The following is a 20415-nucleotide window of genomic DNA, read 5'->3' on the forward strand; positions in this document are numbered from 1 at the left end:
GGGAATGTCATCGACATTCCCCTTTGCCTATCATTAGACCGACTTTCTCCTTTTCCGGTATCGAAAGTCTAGCCTACTTTTTAAAAAATGCTTTTTTTCCTAATGTTTCAGTGATCTTTGGAAACATGGTATACCATTTCCCAGCTAAATTCATCCAGCCAGGGAGATTGATTTCCCTCTTATTGGTCAGCATCGCCGCTACGATTTTGGCAGCGACATCTCCAGGCTTAAGCATGAATTTTTCAACATTCTTTAAGTATGTACCTGATTCATCCGCAATGTTAAAGAAATTCGTTTCTATAGGGCCAGGATTGACGGTAGTCACAAAAACATGATCTTCCATCAGCTCGAGCCGAAGTGCGTTTGAATAACCAAGAACCGCGAACTTGGTCGAAGAGTACAATGTTGATTTAGGAGTGGCGATTTTACCGGCCTGTGAAGCTATGTTGATGATATGCCCCGCTTTTCTCTGCTTCATATACGGAAGAACCAGCTTTGTGCAGGCCATTAATCCAATGACGTTGACAGCAAACATTGCTTTCGTTTCATTTAATTCCGTATCCTGTGCTTCTTTAAATGTGCCGAAACCAGCATTGTTGACCAACACATCCACTTCTCCTATTTGCGCATGGATATCATTAAATACATTTGTCACCTGATCAGTATCTGCAACATCAAGCTTATAGGCATATGCATCAACCCCATATTGGGTGATCAGTTCATTCTTTAGCTGCAGTAATTTATCCAGGCTTCTGGCCAAGAGGACGAGACAGGCTCCCTGCTTTGCACTTTGAATGGCAACTTCCTTGCCAATCCCTCCGGAAGCACCGGTAATAACAATAACTTTGCCTTGCAACTTATTCAAAAAAGTGAGCCTCCTTGCGATCATTAAGCGATTGAATACAGAATGACCCCTGATTGGATTTCTGTTTCGACTTCACCCAAGTCTTCTAAATAGTCCAGCTGACCGACCGTTTCCGAAAGTGTCAGGCCCACTTCCTGAAGGTATACTTTCGGAAAAAGCTGCTGACACACTTCAAAGGCCGATAAAGGCCTATCTTGAAGCATGCTTTTCACCTGCATGGCACGGTTATGCTGCCGCTCAAATCGATATTGAATCAAGTCGGCAACCGCATCTCCTTCCACTTCAGATCCATGTCCAGAGTAAACAGTGGATATGGAAAGATCCAATAATTTCTGAAGTGATGCATTATATTGCAGTAACGGACGAGGCCTTATACCGCCGGGAAGTAAAGGTGGTTCCATTAATGGATTAGGTGAGATCTTGGCAAGCAAGTGATCGCCTGCGATCATGACACCGTCACTTTCCCGGTAAAAAGATAAATGGCTTTGAGCATGCCCTGGAGTCTCAATCACTTTCCAGCCTGGAAGACTAGGGAGCTCATCACCCTCAGCCAAATATCCATGAAGCTTCCGTTCACTAAGGAAACTGATTTCGTCGCGATTATGGATCAGTTTATTTTTCAGCTCTTCTGCCACCCCGAACTTTGTGGCATAATCAAGGAAAAAACGATTATGGGTTTCAAGGAATTCATCACTGATAGTCAGCCAGCGCTGATTGTTTTTGTGTCCATAAACCGGGATTTCCTTTTCAAAGAAATCGAGTGCACCAGCATGATCAGGATGATGATGGGTTAAAATGATTTGTTCGATATCAGTCAGTTTCAGACCCAATTCCCCAAGCCCGTTAGTCAGGGCTTCCTTTGATCGTTTTGTTTTCACTCCAGTATCGATTAACGTTAAAGCATCCCCTTTAACTACATAAACATTCACATCACCCACTGCAAACGGCGTGGGCAAAGCAAGTTTTGCAATATCTCCATTCCAATTCGCCATAATCTTTTCCACCTTAGAAAATTATATTTATATAAATCTTTTTATACGCAAAACAGGATTCCTAGTACACTTAACATGTATAATTACCATTTTACATGTATTTTAAATCACTGTCATTATTTTCACATAATTCATGTCTACTTTTTATCGTCCTTGCATATATTATCATTGACAGAGTACTGATATATCCTTCATAATCACAAGTAATTAAAGACGGCGTGGCATTGATTAAGGCCAAGTAAATTTATGATGGCGTAAAGAGAGTGAAGCTCGGAATGTGCTGAAAGGCTTCATCGCCCCCTCATTATTGAACCTACCTTATGAGCCTTCAGGAAAACCTGACGTAATTCCCGCGTTAGAGGATTCAAGTGCAGCTTTTCTGTTTATTTGTTATGGAAAAGTTGAACAAAGGTGGTACCACGGAAGCTAGACCTTTCGTCCTTTATTGGATGAGGGGTCTTTTTGTTTTTTTAAAAAAAGGCCGAAAATTCAAAAGAAAAAGGAGCGGGAAATATGAAAAAAATCGCGTTTATCGGAGCTGGATCGATGGCAGAAGCAATCATTTCGGGGCTGGTGACCCAACAGGTAATTGAACCAGCAAATATTTTTGTAACAAATAGATCAAATGATGAACGGTTTGATTATTTAAAGAACCAATATGGTGTAACTGCCACAAGATCGCTGCAGCAATTAGTACAGGATGCAAGCCTTGTCGTACTGGCGGTGAAACCGAAAGATATTTTAGAAACGATGCAATCCATAAAAGAATACATTCGTGAGGAAATGCTGTTCATTTCCGTTGTTGCCGGGGTTCATACATCAAGCTTGGAAGGAATCGCCAACAAGCGGTTCTCGATCGTCCGTGCCATGCCTAATACATCGGCAGCTGTAGGAAAATCAGCAACGGCCCTTGCGGCTAACGGTCATACGAAAGACTCGCAATTACAAACGGCGATTACCCTTTTTGAAACGGTAGGTACGGTGGCAGTGGTCGACGAAACCCAGCTAGATGCGGTAACAGGCTTATCAGGCAGCGGTCCGGCTTATATTTATTACTTGGTCGAGGCATTGGAAAAATCAGCAGAAAAAATAGGTCTCGATTCCGAAACCGCCAAGCAATTGATTCTGCAGACACTGATGGGTGCGGCCGATATGTTACAGAAATCACCTAAAACGCCGGCCGTACTAAGAAAGGAAGTAACTTCACCAGGTGGAACGACTGAAGCAGGTCTGAAAACACTTCAAGCACATCAAGTGGAAGAAGCATTCATTGCCTGTGTACAAGAAGCGACAGAGCAATCGAAGCGAATGGGCAATCAAATAAGTAAAGAACTAGCCAAATATGTAGTTTCGCAGTAAGCCGCATGATGATCGGCTGTTGCCTGGCCACTCCTACGGCAGCGGCCAGGCAACAGCCCTTTTTATGATCCGGACATCCTATAAAGGATAATCCTTCCGGAGTGAGCGTTACTTTATAATCAACATATCATTTTCATCGAAACTCCAATCCTTCGAATACGCAACCTCCCAATAGTAACCATCGGGGTCTGAAAAATACCCGCTGTATCCTCCCCAGACAACATCCTGAGGTGATTTCTCGATTGTTCCCCCAGCCTTTTCAGCCTTGTTGATCACATCATCCACTTCTTCAATTGATTTAGCATTATAAGCGAGCGTAAGACCCGGGAAACCCCTTTTCTTAGGCGGTTCTTTCTCATTGATGTCTTTTGCCAGCTCCTCTAAAGGATACAAAGCAAGTTTCGTTCCGGCATTATTAAAAAAAACGATTGCGGGTTCGTCCTCTTTAATCGATGTACGGAATCCCAACCCGTCCCTGTAAAACCTTAATGATTCAGTAATATCCCTGACACCTAAAGTTATAATGTTGATCCTGTTCATACTAGTCCTCCTTTTTCCATGTTTTAAGGGTAATTCGACATCTGGATCACTTTTCCCTTTATAGCTTGATTGACCATCAGCCACACCATCACAAATGCTACTTAAGGTTCCTAACAAAGCTTACTATGCAAATTACGTTGGAATTCCACTTTCTTTGCCGAATGAATACATGTTTTGTCATCTGTAAAGGAATTCTCTCATACTTATCGAATTCAACAACCAAAAGGGGGAATCTCGATGAATACAAGTGCAGTTGCCCGGTTACTGAATGTTTCCCATAGTACGATTCAACGCTGGGTTACCCAATTGAACATGGAAGTAGAACGGAATCAGCTTGGCCACTACCAGTTTTCGGATGAAGACATTGCATTATTGAGAAAAATCCAAGATCAGCTGAACGAGGGCATCATTCTCCAAAAGGTCAGCATCTCAGAGAAAAAGATTAGAAAAGCAACCATCCAGAAACACTCCGAACCGGATAAAGAACATGATCAACTGCTAGAACGGGTCACCCGGCTTGAAAATGGTCTGAAAACAAAAGCGGACGATGTTGTATCCTATCAGCTTTTACAGCACAGAAGTGAAATGGAAGAAATGCACAAACTCGTTAAGAAACTCGAAGCCCGTATCGAAGCGTTAGAAACACCAATGGGTCAGCCGTTTGATTATTTCCTCGCGGCTGAAGAGACTGCTGCCACTAAAAAGACGAAGAAAAAGCCATTCATAAAAATGATTTTTGGAAACAGAAAGAACGATAGTTCATCATGGAGCACAGCCGACAGCGATTAACATCGATTATCATTCAAGATGGATCATGAGCACCCCACGATAGCCATTTTTCTTATGCCGAGCATTTCTTCAGTAATAGGACCTGATCTAATTAATCACCCCAAAAATAAAAAGGCTCGACCCAAGGATTAATCTCACCTGGGTCGGGCCTTTTCTCATCTTAAATCAACACTGCACGGTCATTGAGCATTTTTTCGCCTTTGATGCGCTGGAATTCGTTAAGCAGTTTTTCAACGGTAAGCTTCTGCTTTTCAGCACCTCTTGCTTCAAAAATGATTTGTCCTTTATCCATCATGATCAAGGAATTTCCAAGATCGATTGCCTGTTGCATATTGTGAGTCACCATCAACGTCGTTAGCTTGTTCTTTTCGACGATTTCCTTCGTCAGATTTGTAACAAGCTCTGCCCTGGAAGGATCGAGAGCGGCTGTATGTTCATCAAGAAGCAGGATTTTAGGATCGGTGAAGGTCGCCATCAACAATGATAATGCTTGGCGCTCCCCTCCTGATAATAACCCCACTTTTGCAGTCATCCGATTTTCCAAACCTAAATGAAGGGTACCCAAACATTCTTTAAAAAGTTCTTTCCGTTTTTTTGTCACCCCAAAGCCTAAACCTCTTCTATTGGTTCTGCCATAGGCAATCGCCATATTTTCTTCAATCGTCATATGTGGTGCCGTACCAAGCATGGGATCCTGAAAAACGCGGCCAATCATTTTAGCACGGGCATGTTCTTCAATGGCCGATACATTTTCCCCATCAATGATGACTTCACCGGCATCAGGGAGAATTTTGCCGGATATCATGTTCATCAGCGTCGATTTACCTGCTCCATTACTCCCGATGACTGTTACAAATTCGCCTTTTGTCATCTGCAGTTCCAGATTCCCAAGGGCTAACTTTTCATCTGGTGTCCCTTCATTGAAGACCTTATAAATCTGATTTAACTGAAGCATATCCTTCTCCCCCTTTCGATAAAGTCCCACCATGGCGCATCTGTATTTCTTTGAGACGCCTTTTCTTTCGGCTTTTTTCCTTTTGTTTATCGGTAATTTTCGGAATGACAAGTGCCCCTACCACAATAAGTGCCGTAATTAATTTAACATCACCCGTATCAAGGAATTCTACGCGTAGTGCCAATGTTACGACAATTCGGTAAATGATTGCTCCTCCAATGACCGCAAGGGTCGCACGTGCAATCGTTTTTGAGCCAAATAATGCTTCGCCAATTATAACGGATGCCAATCCGATGACGATGATTCCAATCCCCATGCCAATATCGCTAAATCCGTTATATTGGGCAACCAAGGATCCCGAGAAAGCCACAAGTGCATTTCCGATCGCAAGGCCCAGGATCTTCATGTTTCCTGTATGGGCGGAAAAACTCTTGACCATTGCTTCATTATCACCCGTCGCACGTAAAGCAAGACCGATTTCCGTTTTTAAAAAAGCTGACATTCCAGCTTGAATGATTAAAGCCACGATCAACATAACAATTAGTATGGCCCACGTTTTTGGCAAGCTATCCCCAAGGCCTACGATCGATAAAAGACCATTCAACATATTGTCCATACCAGTGCCAGCCCAGGCATCCTGGATATTCGTGATAATGGTCGTTTGAGAAAGCAACGGAATGTTAGATGCACCCATGATCCTTAAATTGATGGAATAGAGGGCAATCATCATTAAGATACCTGCCAGAAGTGGATTGATTTTTCCTTTCGTATGCAGGAATCCCGTTATTGTCCCAGCGATGAAACCTGCCACCATGGCACAAAACGTGGCCATGACTGGCGAGAAACCGTTAACGATCATAATGGCGGACACAGAGGCCCCTGTCACAAAACTGCCTTCCACTGTCATATCCGGGAAGTCGAGAATCCTGAATGTTAAATAGACACCAAGTGCCATGATCGCATAAATCATTCCCGACTCAAAAGAGTTGAATAAAGCTGAGAACATTTTTTTTCTTCCTTCCCCGAACAAAAGCAGAGTTTATTTTACAAACTCAGCATCTGCTTTCCATTCTTCTTTTATTTCAACACCCATATCTTTTGCTGCCTTTTCATTGATGACCAATTTCAGTTTTTGTGGATATTGAACCGGGATATCTCCAGGCTTTTTGCCATCCTTCAAGATTTCAACCGCTTTTTGCCCCGCTTCATAACCAATATCATAATAACTGAAGCCATATGCTGCAAAACCACCAGCATTCACGGAATCAAGCTCACCAACAAACAATGGAATATCTTTATCATTTGCCACCGAAATGACCGATTCCAGTGCGGAGACAACGGTATTATCAGTAATGATATAGAAAGCATCGGCTTTTCCAATTAATGATTCCGTTGCCTGTTTAACCTCGGCTGAAGTGGAGACGGATGCTTCCACGACTTTCAATCCCGCTTTTTTCGCTTCCGCTTTTACGTTTTTTATTTGGACGACGGAATTTTGCTCCCCTGTATTATAAACGGTCCCAATTGTCTTGGCGCCAAGTTCTTCTGCTAGGAATTTCATTGATTTGGCAATGGCTTCAGGATGGGAATCCGTCGTACCCGTCACATTTCCGCCTGGCTTATCCAAAGATGTAACGAGCTCCGCCGCTACAGGATCGGTAACCGATGTAAAGACGATTGGTATATCCTTTGTCGCATTCAAAGCGCTAAGAGCACTAGGAGTAGAATTGGCAAAGATTAAATCCACTTTATCCCCAACAAAGTTATTGGCGATCGTTTGACTGTTATTTTGGTCACCCTGTGCAATTTGAAGATCATATTTGGCATTGATGTCACTATCCTTCAATGCCGCCTGGAATCCTTCATAAGCCTGATCCAGCGAATCATGCTGAACGATTTGTGTTACCCCAATGTTGACGGTATCCTTTTTGCTGTCATCCTTTGCCGCATCTTTTTCCTTGTCATTTCCACACCCAGCCAATAATAACCCTGCGACCAATGTCATAGCTGCAGTTGAATATAATTTCTTTTTCATATTTTCCCCCCGCTTTTTTCTTATTTAAGATTAGGTTTTTTCTAGCGACGTCAACTTTTTCGCTTTTATTTCCTAAATTATAATCGTTTAGTCCCAATTATTCCAATATATTTTTTAACTTTTTAGAATTTTTCGAGTTCTGAATGTAAAACATGAAAAAAGCTGCCGTGAAAGGTTTGGTAACTTTCACAGCAGCTTTATGAAAAATCAGTGTTCGACAACCTGGCTGACAATTTCGGTAACTGTAGTACGATCGATTTTTTCTTTGCCTTCTTTTAGGGCTTTCAATGTGGCTTTTGCCAATTCCAAGGGTATTTTACAGAAGTGGATGATCTCTTTCGTTTCAATCTCTCCAATGTATGCATCGGCTAATGCAAGATTATGTTCCGTATGGGCAAGCATCTCGTCGAAACCCCATCCATCCGGATAAAAGTTTACACCGCGTTCTGCATCTTCCTCACGGTTACGCAGGATATTGACCGTTTGAAGACCACGGCCAAATGCGATGGCAAGTTCACGGTCCGTTTCGGTTCCATCGTACCAGTTCCACATATCAGACAGCATGACCCCCACTAAACCTGCAACATAATATGTGTAATCATCGAGTTCCTCTTCATTATGAATTTGCCAGTCCTTCGTAACCCATTTTGCCATGCCTTCGGCCATTTCCTTTGTCGACTCCAAGACTTTGTCTTTTGCACCGGGAGGACAAAATTCAATCCAGTCCGAAAGAAACAGGGTCACCTCGGGAAGATCATCCTTATATGGTTCAAATAACGATTGAAGGTCTTCTTCCCTGAGATCCGCATCAAGCAGCTCACTAAGAGCCTTTAAAAGGGAAACCTTAATATCTGCAGGAAGACCTGGGTGGTCCTCGATCTCATCGATGGCGCGCATGCAAAGGTATGCAGCTCCAATAGCCTCTTTTAATCCCTTTGGAAGATAGCTGATTGGAATGAAAAAAGTACGGCTTGTTTTTAGGAGAAAATCCATTGCTTTAGTATGTAGGTCACTTTTGTCAGTCATATTTACACTCCTTTAAATATCCAATGAACAATTGATTAATTATACCAAACATTGGCTTTGATTTCAGCTGCCCGATTCCTCTGAATACAAAGGAACTTTAATTGCCATTAAATCTTCACCCATAATCGTGTTTGCAAAGATCGCTTTGCTTTCCTCTTTTAGCCTCTCAGCATCCTCCGGAGTATACCGTGAGCTGATATGCGTAAGGATTAGATGCTTAGCTCCCGCTTTCAAAGCCGTTTCTGCAGCCTGAACGGTAGTCGAATGATAATAGGCTGATGCCATTTCCGATTCTTCCGCTGAAAATGTAGCTTCATGAACAAGGTAATCCGCCGATTCAGCAAGAATGAGCGCATTGCTGCACATTCTTGTATCACCAAGAATCGTGATGATTCGGCCTTTTTGCGGAGCACTGAGATAGTCCTTCCCATTTAAGACACGGCCATCATCGAGACAGACCGTTTGTCCATTTTTCAATGCTTTAAAAAGAGGCCCCGGCTTCACACCTTCAGACCGCAGTCGGTCGACCAGTAAGCTTCCCGGACGATCTTTTTCCACAATTCGGTAACCGATGCTGTAAATGCCATGATCAAGCGACATGGCCGTCACCGTGAATTTTTCGTCCTCAAACACTGCGCCTTCTTCTATTTCGATGATTTCCAAGGGGTATTTTAAATGAGTTCCACTCACCTGCAAGCTCGTCTTAATAAATGCATCTATGCCTTGTGGACCATATACGGTCAATTTATCCACTCCGCCCTGGAAAGATCTGCTGCTTAAAAATCCAGGCAGTCCGAAGATGTGGTCACCATGTAAATGGGTGATGAAGATCTTTTCAACCTTTCGCGGTTTGACCGCCGTTTTTAATATTTGATGCTGTGTTGCTTCCCCACAATCGAATAACCAAACCGTCCCTCTTTCTTCCAATAATTGAAGGGCGATTGATGTCACATTACGTGCTTTAGCCGGAACGCCAGCGCCTGTACCCAATAAAACGAAATCCACTCCTACTACCTCCGTTGCAAATACTTTATGACTTAACTATAGCATAACCAAGGTGCTCTTTCATTTATGACTCATTAAAACCGAAACCAAATTAACCTTTTAATGAAATATGAGAAAAAATGCGCAAATTGATTGCTTTGAGGGAAAGCTAAACGTAAAATTAGAAATTGGTACACATACGGGAATTCCAACTTTATAGACAGATTTAACGGAAAGTTGAGGTTTTAACATGACAGAAAATAATAAACCCACAGCATTGATCATGATTTTTGGTGCTACCGGAGATCTAGCGAAAAGGAAATTGTTTCCTTCGATATATCGACTATTTCAAAAAGAGAAAATCAATAAGTTCGCCGTCGTTGGAGTAGCAAGGAGGCCCTTGACGAACGAGGAGTTCCAAACAAGTGTCAAGGATTCCATACTTACGTTCGGACATGCGGAAGAAAAGGTCGACGAATTCATTTCCCATTTCCATTATCACTCCCATGATGTCTCCAGTTCGGAATCATACCTGCAGTTAAAAGACATTGCCGAAAAATTGGACGGACAATATCAATTAGAAGGAAACCGGATCTTCTATTTGGCGATGGCACCCGAGTTTTTCGGAACGATTGCCGAACAGATTAAAGCTCAAGGCCTGACCGACACGAATGGATATAAGCGCCTTGTCATAGAAAAGCCATTTGGACACAGTTTCGAAACAGCACAAAAATTGAATGAGCAGATTCGGACTGCATTCGCTGAAGATGAAATCTACCGTATCGATCATTATTTAGGTAAAGAAATGGTACAAAACATTGAGGTCATACGTTTTTCAAATGCCCTATTCGAGCCGCTTTGGAATAACAGATATATATCCAATATCCAGGTTACTTCAAGCGAAACACTTGGCGTTGAAGAACGTGGGCGATATTATGAAACCAGCGGTGCCCTAAGGGATATGGTCCAAAACCATCTGCTGCAAATGGTGGCCTTGCTTGCCATGGAACCCCCGATCGCTTTGACGACAGAAGAGATTCGAAGCGAAAAAGTGCGGGCATTGCGCTCACTTCGACCAATGAAAGTGGACGAAGTCAATCAATACTTCGTCCGTGGCCAATATGGTGAAGGAACGATAGACGGTCAAACACTTCCGGCCTACCGCAATGAACATAACGTAGATCCCGAATCCAACACAGAGACCTATGTGGCGGGTAAATTGATGATTGATAACTTCCGTTGGGCCGGTGTTCCTTTTTATATCCGTACCGGTAAGAGGATGGATGTCAAATCAACGAATATCGTCGTTCAATTCAAAGATATCCCAATGAATCTGTATTATAAAACGGAAGAAACGCTGAACCCGAATCTTCTCGTTATCCATATCCAGCCTGACGAAGGTATCACACTGTACTTAAATGTTAAGAAATCCGGGACGACATCCAATACAAAACCAGTGAAGCTGACCGTCTCCAACAAAGGGATCGAACACATCAATTCTCCCGAGGCATATGAAAAGCTATTGTTTGACAGCATGCGCGGGGATGCTACAAACTTTACGCACTGGGACGAGGTTGCCCTATCATGGAAGTTCGTCGATACCATTTCCAATGCATGGGAAAATACTAAAGAGGAGTCTTTCCCTAACTATGAAGCGGGATCCACAGGTCCGCTGGCATCCGATAAACTCCTGGCAGAAGATGGACATATTTGGTGGGAAATCAAGAATAACGAAAATGATGTTGATTGAAATGAAGAAGGGATGCAGATTTGGATCTGCATCCCTTCTTCATTCATGAAACACTCTTCCTCAGCAATTTATTCCGGATAATATGAAACATTTCCTTGGGCTTAGACATTTCTTCCTCTATTTCTGAATTAAGCCAAAAGGAAACACCAGATTCCAAGGCAATGAAAAATAAAAAAATGGCTACAGCCCACCAGATGATGAACATAAGTCTCCGCTCCTTCTCTCTTCTTTCTGCCTACTGTATCCTAAGGTCCGTCCCACTCTTTCAATGTTTATATTCCTTTTTCCGCAGGTGTTTAAACCTAAAAAGCAGGGATGAATGACATACATCATACTACGTTTTTCCTAAAAAAGGTAAATTAGTTGGAACTATTTACAACTAGTTCTTTTTTACCATTTTTACCCTCAAGGAAAAAGAATGGTAACTCCTTGCTAAGGTTACACTAGAAAAGGTGCCAGAGGACGGCACCACTAACTTCGGTGTGGAGGGATTAAACTTATGGACATTCGTGAAGGATTAATTCCAACAGCGTTGGGCACAGCCGTGACAGCTGCGGGTTATGCAATGAAGCAGACCCGGGGCTCAAACAAAATGGTAGCTAATACGGTTTTTGGTTTCGGTTTGGCACATGTTGTATTAGGGGTCATTGACCTTGTTGAGCATCGAAGATAGTAAAAAAAGAGGGCGCATAGAAGCGCCCTCTTTTTTTCTGTGCATTCGATGTCCTTAACATGATGAATTTTACAACCAAAAAAAAGCCGGTATAAAAGGGAATCCCCTTTTAAGCCGGCTTGAGCTTTTTATTTTTCCATCCATTCGGTATGGAACGTTCCTTCTTTATCAATGCGTTGATAAGTATGAGCTCCAAAATAGTCACGCTGAGCTTGAATCAGGTTAGCTGGCAGTGTTTCTGTGCGATAGCTGTCGAAATAGGCAAGTGCTGATGACAAGCAAGGAACCGGAATTCCGTTCATCACAGCCGTTGACACTACCTCACGTAAAGCTCCTTGATAGCTTTCGACGATCCCTTGGAAGTATGGATCTAGAAGAAGATTGTTCAAGTTCGCTTCACGATCGTACGCCTCCTTGATTTTTTGGAGGAATTGTGCACGAATGATACAGCCACCACGGAAAATCATCGCGATTTCCCCATATTGCAAGTTCCAGTCATTTTCTTCTGATGCTGCTTTCATTTGTGCAAATCCTTGTGCATATGAACAGATTTTGCTCATATAAAGTGCTTTACGGATATTTTCAATCAATGCCTTTTTGTCGCCTGTAAATGATTCGGCTTTTGGACCACGAAGGATTTTACTCGCTTCAACACGCTCGTCCTTAATTGCTGAAATAAACCGGGCAAACACGGATTCCGTAATGATTGGAAGCGGAACACCAAGATCAAGCGCACTTTGACTTGTCCATTTCCCTGTACCTTTTTGGCCAGCTTTATCTAAAATGACATCGACCATCGGCTTACCGGTTTCTTCATCATATTTTTTGAAAATATCAGCTGTAATTTCAATTAAATAGCTATCAAGTTCCCCTTCATTCCATTCAGTAAAAACTTCATGGAACTCTTCAGCAGATAATCCAAGGAGATTTTTCAAAAGGAAATAAGATTCGGAAATCAACTGCATGTCCCCGTATTCAATACCATTATGTACCATTTTAACATAATGACCTGCTCCATCCGGTCCGATATACGTACAGCAAGCATCACCATCGACCTTAGCTGAAATATCCTTCAAGATCGGTGCAACAAGTTCATATGCTTCTTTTTGACCTCCAGGCATGATGGATGGACCTGTTAGAGCTCCTTCTTCCCCTCCTGAGACGCCTGTACCGATGAAATGGATGCCAAGCTCGCTTAATTCCTCATTGCGGCGCTGAGTGTCCTTGAAGAAGGTATTCCCTCCATCAATAACGATATCACCTTTTTCAAGTAACGGTTTTAATTGCTCGATCGTTGCATCTGTTGCCGCTCCGGCTTTAACCATCAATAAAATTTTGCGTGGCGTTTCCAAAGAATTGACGAATTCTTCAAGCGTATAGGCGGCTGTTACGTTTTTGCCTTCCGCTTCCTTCATCATTTCGTCCGTTTTTGACCCTGAGCGATTATACACGGAAATTGAATATCCCCTGCTTTCAATATTAAATGCAAGGTTCTTGCCCATTACGGCTAGTCCGATAACGCCAATCTGCTGTTTTGTCATGCTTCATCTTTCCCTTCTCTATATCTTTACACAGCTTGTAAGCTATTCTTTGTCAAAAGAAGGATCATTCCTCCTGGCTTGCCCAAAGAAATCTTTGCTGAAGCTAGTGTCTGTTCCAATTGAACGGTTTTTCAAGGGTAATCCCTTTTTAATAATATTTTCTCCGTACTTATTTTGCAAGTGTTCCATCGCTTCATACAGAGGTTCTTTTTCTGCATCCTCTTGAAAGGAGAAAATGTCCAGTTGCTTGAAGGCCGACTCTTTTTCGATGACATCATAGGCAGTGACCCCAAGAAGCCTGATTCCTTCCCCATTCCAATTTTTCATAAAGAGATCGATAGCTCCATCCAATATATCCTTTTTTTCAAAAACTGGATTAGGAACCGTTCTGCTTCTCGTTATTGTGCGGCGGTCTTTGTAACGGATCGTCACACCTATTTTTTGACCAAGCAGGCGTTTATTTCTCAAACGGACGGCTACCTTCCCGGAAAGCTTATCCAATACACCGATCAGTTCTTTTTGATTGGTGGAGTCATGCGGAAGAGTTGTCGAGTTCCCAATGCTCTTATGCTCAAAAATCGCTTCGGGATCCACTGCCCTTGGGTCGATTCCATTAGCCCTATCTTTCAAACGGATGCCATTGATCCCTAGAAGCTGTTTAAGTTGACTATCATTGGCGTGTGCAAGGTCCCTGATCGTCATTACCCCGATGGTTTGAAGCTTTTCCGAGGTCTTATCCCCGATGCCATGCATTTGGCCCACTTGTAAAGGCCAGAGCTTTTCCGAAATGTCCCGTTTCCTTAACACGGTGATTCCCATTGGCTTTTTCATATCAGAAGCAGTTTTGGCCAAAAATTTATTAGGGGCAATCCCGATGCTGCAAGGGAGATCCATCGTATTAAAAATTCTTTCCTGAATGCTATTGGCTATATCTAAAGGCGAACCCAATTCGGCGCATTCACTAATATCCAGATACCCCTCATCTATTGAAACCGGTTCAACCATCTCTGTATATTGCCTTAAAACATCGAAAATAGCCAGTGATGCCTTACGATAGCGCTCGAAATTCGGTTTCTGAATGACTAATTGAGGACATAGTTTTTTCGCCTGCCAAATCGGCATGGTCGTTTTAACCCCGAACTTCCTCGCCTCATAGCTGCAGGTGACGATTATGCCCCTTCTCTCTTCAACATTGCCTGCAATGGCAAGCGGTTTGCCTTTTAATGAAACATCATATGACATTTCCACTGAAGCATAGAAACTATTCATGTCTACATGGAGAATGACCCTGCCATTTTTGGGATACATGTCCTTCATGTTTGACCGTCACATCCTTGTAAAAATAAAAAATACCGGATAATAGGCCCAATAAAAAACCACTTCTATTAAGGTACCCCTATTTATCTTTGGTAACCGCGTTGAAAGATGCTTCCACTCCAAGAAAAACAGCCATCATATCATTGATGACTGTACATATATTCCTTCAATAATGTTAACACCTTGGCAAATATATACGAGTTTTTGCTGATCAATGATCGTAATCAAACGGCAACACCTATATATTCGGTAAAAATCAAGATTTCACGTGTTCCTGGACAATCGTTTGATGGAGGATATCCGTATTTATTGCAATCCATCTATGACCATCATAGCCGGGGCTGATTTACTTGGTTGCAGGAAATCTCCTCCATCTCCCTGTCATATTTCGGGTGATTATTCCCCTGATACTTCTTTGATGATACTGACAACCATTTCAGCTAGCTTCGTTAATTCCTCAACTGGGATTTTTTCATTCGTAGTATGGATATCTTCATAGCCCACTGCGAGATTGACAGTAGGGATACCAAAGCCTGCAATGACATTCGCATCGCTTCCTCCGCCGCTTTTAACCAGCTCGCAAGGACGGCCGATTTTCTCTGCTGCCTTTCTTGCGATTTCGACTACATGGTCACCAGCACCATATTTAAAACCAGGATACATGACGTTAACTTCAACTTCAGCACGTCCGCCCATTTCAATGGCTGCAGTCTCGAATGCCTCTTTCATTTTCGCTACCTGTATTTCCATTTTTTCAGGAATCAAGGATCTTGCTTCTGCAAGGATTTCAACATGGTCACAAACAATATTGGTTTGCTGTCCCCCCTGGAAACGTCCGATATTGGCTGTCGTTTCCCCGTCGATTCTGCCTAATGGCATTCTAGAGATTGCTTTGGCAGCGATCGTAATGGCCGAAACGCCTTTCTCAGGAGCGACACCAGCGTGAGCAGTCTTGCCTAAAATGGTTGCAGATACCTTCGCCTGAGTAGGTGCAGCAACAACCACATTTCCCACTTTTCCATCACTATCAAGTGCAAAACCAAATTTAGCCGTTACAAGGGAGCGATCCAATGCCTTTGCCCCTACCAAGCCAGATTCTTCACCTACTGTAATGATGAATTCGATTGTACCATGTTCGATATTCTGTTCTTTCAACACTTTAAGCGTTTCTAACATGACCGCTAATCCAGCTTTGTCATCCGCACCTAAAATGGTCGTTCCGTCTGACACTATGTATCCATCTTTGATGGAAGGCTTGATTCCGTTCCCAGGTATAACCGTATCCATATGGGAGGTGAAATAAATGGTATCTACGCCTTCTTTCATTCCTTTTAAAGTACATACTAAATTCCCTGCACCATGACCGGTAACTGCTGTTGTATCATCTTCAAAAACCTCTACACCCAGTGCCCCGAATTTTTCTTTCAGCACTTTGGCGATGGCTGCTTCATTTTTCGTTTCGGAATCAATCTGCACCAATTCCATAAATTCATTAACTAAACGTTCTTCATTTATCATAAAATAAAACCTCCAAAAAAGTTTTCCTCTTTAATTATACTTCTAAAAGCGGCGCCCCGGCAAATAATGTGAAAAGGAAGACCCCAGAATGGCATGCTGGTCATTTCCCTGCCAAAAGGTGAATGATGACTTATAAATGGTTTTCTTTTAAATGATATCTTCCCCAGTATGGAAAAGAGCCCAATACAGATCGTTTGGGCTCCTTGCAATGTTGAATCACAACGGGATATTTCCGTGTTTTTTCCATGGTCGGGTTTCTTTTTTGTTGCGCAGCATATCAAGAGATTGAATGATCTTAATCCTGGTTTCACGGGGATCAATTACATCATCCACCATTCCAAGACTTGCGGCAACATATGGATTGGCGAACTTCTCACGGTATTCTTCAATTTTAGCTGCACGTGTCGCTTCCGGATCTTGGCTATTTTGAATTTCACGGGCAAAAATGATATTTGCCGCTCCAGCAGAACCCATTACCGCGATTTCAGCATTCGGCCATGCAAACGTAAGATCCGCACCGATGGATTTACTATTAAGAGCCACGTAAGCTCCTCCGTATGCTTTACGCAGAATGATCGTCAATTTTGGTACTGTTGCTTCCGAATAAGCATATAGCAGCTTTGCACCGTGGCGAATGATCCCACCATGTTCTTGTTTAACGCCCGGGAAAAAACCTGAAACGTCTTCAAACGTAATTAGCGGAATGTTGAACGAGTCACAGAAACGAATAAAACGGGCAGCCTTATCTGATGAATCAATATCAAGTCCCCCAGCCAATACCTTTGGCTGGTTACAGACAAGCCCCACTGATTTCCCTTTGATACGCGCCAAGCCGACCACTATGTTTTTCGCAAAGCCCTCTTGAACTTCCATAAAGGAATCCTCATCGACAACCTGCTCCAATACTTTCCGAACATCATATGGACGAATCCCTTCATAAGGGACTATATCCGTTAAGTCCGGACGGTAGTCATCTCCATCGGCGGCTTCCAAAACCGGCGGCTTCTCTTCATTATTTTGTGGAAGATAACTCAGGAGTCGTCTAACGTCCGCCAATACTTGCTCCTCAGATGCCCCCTTGAAATGGGCATTACCGCTTATGGTATTATGTACTGTCGCTCCACCCAATCCTTCAGATGAAATCTTTTCCCCTGTAACCGTTTCAATGACTTTAGGACCTGTTATGAACATTTGGCTCGTTTTTTCAACCATGAAGACAAAGTCGGTTATGGCTGGGGAATATACGGCTCCACCTGCACAAGGTCCCATAATAACCGAAATCTGCGGAATGACCCCTGAATAAATGGAATTCCGGTAAAAAATTTGGCCATATCCGTCAAGCGAAACCACGCCTTCTTGAATACGCGCGCCACCAGAATCGTTCAAACCTATGAAAGGGGCTCCATTTTCCGCTGCCAAATCCATAACATTGGCAATTTTCAGAGCATGCATTTCACCGAGCGCGCCGCCAAAAACAGTAAAATCCTGTGAAAACAGATAAATGTCACGGCCGTTGACCTTTCCGTAACCGGTGACAACCCCTTCTCCTGGCCCTTCTTCCTTTTCCATGCCAAAATTGGTATTACGATGTTTGATAAAAGGATTAAGCTCTATGAAAGTACCCGGATCAACTAAAAGTTCAATTCTTTCCCTTGCAGTAAGTTTGCCCTTTTCATGCTGCTTATCGATTCTTTCTTCACCGCCGCCCATTTCCACTTTGCGGCGTCTGTCATATAGGTCATTGATCGTATCGTATATGTCTGTCATTCCTGCTCCTCCTTTGATAATGCTTGTTCACAAAGCTCATATAATACACCCGCGGTAGACTTGGGATGAACGAAAGCAACATCCGCATTGTGCGCTCCCTTTCTTGATGAATCATCAATCATGCGCAATCCAGATTCTTTGATTTCTTTTATTCTCTCTTCGATGTCATCGACGCCAAGCGCCACATGATGAATCCCTTCACCGCGTTTTTCGATGAATTTGGCGATTGGGCTTGCCGGTGACAACGCTTCCAACAACTCCAAACGGGTATTGCCTGCCAGGATGAAGGCCACTTTCACTCCTTGGCTCTCCACTGTCTCGATTCCTTCAAGTTTCAATTTCAACGTTTCCGTGTAAAGTGGCAAGGTCTCCTCCAGTGACTTGACGGCAATACCTATATGATCGATATTTTTAATCATCATAAAACCCCCATGCTATGTATTATTGGATGACTCCATTAAAATACTACTAATCTTGCATTAAAGCCTTTTAAGATTCGGAATAATATGAACATTATACTTTTACTTGTTTCTACTAAATGTTCAAGTTAAAATAAAATCAATTAAACTGTTTTAAGGGAGAGAGCATATGGGAAACAAGAAAATCAGAAAAATCGTCGTGTATTTAATGCTTATCTCAATGTTATTAACGAGCTTATTATCAGGTATCGCATTTCTTTTGTAATAGAAACCGTTGGGAGGGGAGCAAAGCTTCCCTCTCTTTATTTTATCGCCCCATTTTTCTTTGCCAACGTTTTGAAATCCTCGTTCGATATGGTGATCAACACTTTAGTGCCGATGGGGACTTTTTCGTACAAACGCTCTACATCGGATTTATGCATCCGTACACAGCCATTTGAAATGTATTTACCAATTGATGATGGCTGATTCGTACCATGAATGCCGTAAATCCTCCCATCGGTATTTTGTGCATCGAATCCAATCCACCGCGACCCCAGGGGGTTCCTGGGATCGCCGCCAGGAATATTTTTTTTCCGGTAATATGGATTGACTGCTTTTACTTTGACAGTGAAAATCCCTTCAGGTGTAAGTTCCTGACTCTTTCCCGTACCGACCGGCAGAATCTCCTTGACCTCATTATCATCAATGAATGCCAATTTATTGTTAGCTTTATTGATGATGATAAACGGATCGCCAGGCTTAACCGCTTGAGGTTGGGCTGGTACCTGCAACGGCCACAAAGATAGCATAAGCAACAAAGAAAGGATCCATTTCATTTGTATCAATTCCTTCACTTTTTTGCTTAGTTTAAGCCAAGTGCCTCTTTTTCATTCGGTTGCTGTTCAGCTTGGGTAGTCCCTTGAAGGAATGCTTCAACAACAAATAACGCTCCATTTCCTTCATGAGCTGCAGTAATGCGGCCCTGGATTCGAACTCTTCCCGTGTCTGCGGCAGTGCCATTCCCCTAAAATGAATCTCCATCTCTTCAAGCTTCTTCAGATAAAGGATGGCCGTATTTTGTGGGTGGACGTTTTCTGCCAAATCTTCTATAAAATCAGCCACTATCCCGCTTTGCTTGACGACAAGTGGAATATTCGTGACAAGGGGCAGAATTCGTTCAATTATTTCAAATTGCTTTTCACGCATTTTAAAATAATGGTAATACAGGTCTTCTTCCCTTAAAAAATGATTTTCCACGTCCCTGAAGGCAAGGCTTTTGGCTTGATTAAGAAGATTGGCTGTTTCGGTGATTTCCTTACCATCCCATGTGTGATCATTATCCCTTAAATAGCGGACAATCCCCATCAAGATCGCACTAAAGTTCGTTTCAATGCTTTCCTGGTAGGCCAGCAGTTTGTCATCGACACTGGGCATGTACAGATTCATGACAAGCGCCACTCCAACTCCAACTGCAATTAATATCGTTTCATTGATCAGCAGGGAAAAAGTGATGTCACCCGCCCCGTATAGGTGCATGATGATGACGCTGCTCGTCACAATCCCCTCATTAATCTTCAAGGCAACTGCCGTTGGAATGAAAATCAAGAGGATCAAACCAATTATCAGCGGATGGAATGCGATGAAATGAAAGAATAGGGATGCATAGGCCATTGCGATCAAACAAGCTAAAAACCGGTGCCAGGAGGCATACACCGACTTCTTTTTTGTAACTTGAATGCATAAGATCGCAATTATTCCCGCAGCAGAGAAATATTCGAGATTAAGCATTTGTGCAATAATAATTGCCAGGGTGGCCCCCAAAGCAGTTTTAATCGTCCTGTATCCGATTTTAAACATTGTTATGTATCACCTGGCTCTTTCTCTATCTATTATAATACTATCA

General features: G+C 42.7%; 22 protein-coding genes. 6 read left to right on the forward strand and 16 right to left on the reverse strand.

What is annotated here, in order from left to right:
• Window positions 1-73 precede the first annotated feature (73 nt).
• Window positions 74-865: an SDR family NAD(P)-dependent oxidoreductase gene (locus J7J00_RS07690; protein WP_286201229.1), complete on the reverse strand. Its 792-nt coding sequence runs from the start codon at window positions 863-865 to the stop codon at window positions 74-76.
• A 23-nt stretch (window positions 866-888) separates the two neighbouring features.
• Entirely contained in the window at window positions 889-1857 is a 969-nt protein-coding gene (locus J7J00_RS07695; RefSeq protein WP_214789588.1) for an MBL fold metallo-hydrolase, read from the reverse strand.
• Window positions 1858-2370: 513 nt separating this feature from the next.
• On the opposite strand from J7J00_RS07695, the gene proC reads away from it, so the two are divergent.
• Entirely contained in the window at window positions 2371-3216 is an 846-nt protein-coding gene (gene proC / locus J7J00_RS07700; RefSeq protein WP_214789590.1) for a pyrroline-5-carboxylate reductase, read from the forward strand.
• 108 nt (window positions 3217-3324) lie between these two features.
• On the opposite strand, the gene J7J00_RS07705 is transcribed toward proC, so the two are convergent.
• Window positions 3325-3756 carry a VOC family protein gene (locus J7J00_RS07705; RefSeq protein WP_214789592.1) on the reverse strand — a complete coding sequence of 144 codons (432 nt, stop codon included), beginning with the start codon at window positions 3754-3756 and terminating at the stop codon, window positions 3325-3327.
• Window positions 3757-3993: 237 nt separating this feature from the next.
• On the opposite strand from J7J00_RS07705, the gene J7J00_RS07710 reads away from it, so the two are divergent.
• On the forward strand, window positions 3994-4545 hold the full coding sequence (locus tag J7J00_RS07710) for a MerR family transcriptional regulator (RefSeq protein ID WP_214789594.1): 552 nt from the start codon (window positions 3994-3996) through the stop codon (window positions 4543-4545).
• A 160-nt stretch (window positions 4546-4705) separates the two neighbouring features.
• On the opposite strand, the gene J7J00_RS07715 is transcribed toward J7J00_RS07710, so the two are convergent.
• The 5 genes from J7J00_RS07715 to rnz form a co-directional block, all read right to left on the reverse strand.
• Window positions 4706-5500: an ABC transporter ATP-binding protein gene (locus J7J00_RS07715; RefSeq protein ID WP_076365488.1), complete on the reverse strand. Its 795-nt coding sequence runs from the start codon at window positions 5498-5500 to the stop codon at window positions 4706-4708.
• Window positions 5475-6506 (reverse strand): ABC transporter permease, encoded by a 1032-nt coding sequence (locus J7J00_RS07720; RefSeq protein ID WP_214789596.1) that lies wholly within the window; start codon window positions 6504-6506, stop codon window positions 5475-5477. The genes J7J00_RS07715 and J7J00_RS07720 overlap by 26 nt, the downstream gene beginning before the upstream one ends.
• Window positions 6507-6539: 33 nt before the next feature.
• Window positions 6540-7535, reverse strand: a complete 996-nt coding sequence (locus tag J7J00_RS07725; protein ID WP_214789598.1) for an ABC transporter substrate-binding protein — start codon at window positions 7533-7535, stop codon at window positions 6540-6542.
• Window positions 7536-7742: 207 nt separating this feature from the next.
• Window positions 7743-8561 (reverse strand): squalene/phytoene synthase family protein, encoded by an 819-nt coding sequence (locus J7J00_RS07730; RefSeq protein WP_214789600.1) that lies wholly within the window; start codon window positions 8559-8561, stop codon window positions 7743-7745.
• 63 nt (window positions 8562-8624) lie between these two features.
• Window positions 8625-9566 (reverse strand): ribonuclease Z, encoded by a 942-nt coding sequence (rnz, locus tag J7J00_RS07735; protein ID WP_214789603.1) that lies wholly within the window; start codon window positions 9564-9566, stop codon window positions 8625-8627.
• A 229-nt stretch (window positions 9567-9795) separates the two neighbouring features.
• On the opposite strand from rnz, the gene zwf reads away from it, so the two are divergent.
• Window positions 9796-11295 (forward strand): glucose-6-phosphate dehydrogenase, encoded by a 1500-nt coding sequence (zwf, locus tag J7J00_RS07740; protein WP_214789605.1) that lies wholly within the window; start codon window positions 9796-9798, stop codon window positions 11293-11295.
• 43 nt (window positions 11296-11338) lie between these two features.
• On the opposite strand, the gene J7J00_RS07745 is transcribed toward zwf, so the two are convergent.
• The gene (locus J7J00_RS07745) at window positions 11339-11500 is read right to left on the reverse strand and encodes a hypothetical protein (protein WP_214789607.1); all 162 of its coding nucleotides are present in this window, start codon (window positions 11498-11500) and stop codon (window positions 11339-11341) included.
• Between the two features lie 294 nt (window positions 11501-11794).
• Here J7J00_RS07745 and J7J00_RS07750 point away from each other — a divergent pair, with 294 nt between their 5' ends.
• A complete protein-coding gene (locus J7J00_RS07750; protein ID WP_034308217.1) occupies window positions 11795-11968 on the forward strand; it encodes a hypothetical protein in 174 nt (57 codons plus the stop codon).
• 128 nt (window positions 11969-12096) lie between these two features.
• On the opposite strand, the gene gndA is transcribed toward J7J00_RS07750, so the two are convergent.
• Window positions 12097-13509, reverse strand: coding sequence for an NADP-dependent phosphogluconate dehydrogenase (gene gndA / locus J7J00_RS07755; protein ID WP_214789609.1), 1413 nt, complete (start codon window positions 13507-13509; stop codon window positions 12097-12099).
• Window positions 13510-13551: 42 nt separating this feature from the next.
• The gene (locus J7J00_RS07760) at window positions 13552-14826 is read right to left on the reverse strand and encodes a DNA polymerase IV (RefSeq protein ID WP_214789611.1); all 1275 of its coding nucleotides are present in this window, start codon (window positions 14824-14826) and stop codon (window positions 13552-13554) included.
• Between the two features lie 183 nt (window positions 14827-15009).
• On the opposite strand from J7J00_RS07760, the gene J7J00_RS07765 reads away from it, so the two are divergent.
• Entirely contained in the window at window positions 15010-15171 is a 162-nt protein-coding gene (locus J7J00_RS07765) for a hypothetical protein (protein ID WP_214789613.1), read from the forward strand.
• 51 nt (window positions 15172-15222) lie between these two features.
• On the opposite strand, the gene J7J00_RS07770 is transcribed toward J7J00_RS07765, so the two are convergent.
• From J7J00_RS07770 to mce, 3 genes are all read right to left on the reverse strand, one after another.
• The gene (locus J7J00_RS07770) at window positions 15223-16344 is read right to left on the reverse strand and encodes a tripeptidase T (protein WP_214789615.1); all 1122 of its coding nucleotides are present in this window, start codon (window positions 16342-16344) and stop codon (window positions 15223-15225) included.
• Window positions 16345-16560: 216 nt separating this feature from the next.
• A complete protein-coding gene (locus J7J00_RS07775) occupies window positions 16561-18111 on the reverse strand; it encodes an acyl-CoA carboxylase subunit beta (protein ID WP_214789617.1) in 1551 nt (516 codons plus the stop codon).
• Entirely contained in the window at window positions 18108-18533 is a 426-nt protein-coding gene (gene mce / locus J7J00_RS07780; RefSeq protein ID WP_214789619.1) for a methylmalonyl-CoA epimerase, read from the reverse strand. Before mce ends, J7J00_RS07775 begins: the two co-directional genes overlap by 4 nt.
• Window positions 18534-18699: 166 nt before the next feature.
• Here mce and prli42 point away from each other — a divergent pair, with 166 nt between their 5' ends.
• A complete protein-coding gene (gene prli42, locus J7J00_RS07785; RefSeq protein ID WP_155726463.1) occupies window positions 18700-18795 on the forward strand; it encodes a stressosome-associated protein Prli42 in 96 nt (31 codons plus the stop codon).
• A 37-nt stretch (window positions 18796-18832) separates the two neighbouring features.
• Here prli42 and J7J00_RS07790 read toward each other — a convergent pair whose 3' ends face one another.
• Window positions 18833-19348 (reverse strand): L,D-transpeptidase, encoded by a 516-nt coding sequence (locus J7J00_RS07790; RefSeq protein ID WP_214789948.1) that lies wholly within the window; start codon window positions 19346-19348, stop codon window positions 18833-18835.
• Between the two features lie 31 nt (window positions 19349-19379).
• On the reverse strand, window positions 19380-20369 hold the full coding sequence (locus tag J7J00_RS07795) for an aromatic acid exporter family protein (RefSeq protein WP_214789621.1): 990 nt from the start codon (window positions 20367-20369) through the stop codon (window positions 19380-19382).
• Between the last annotated feature and the right edge of the window lie 46 nt (window positions 20370-20415).

Source organism: Bacillus sp. ISL-4, from assembly GCF_018613275.1.
GTDB classification, from domain to species: Bacteria; Bacillota; Bacilli; order Bacillales; family DSM-1321; genus Peribacillus; species Peribacillus simplex_E.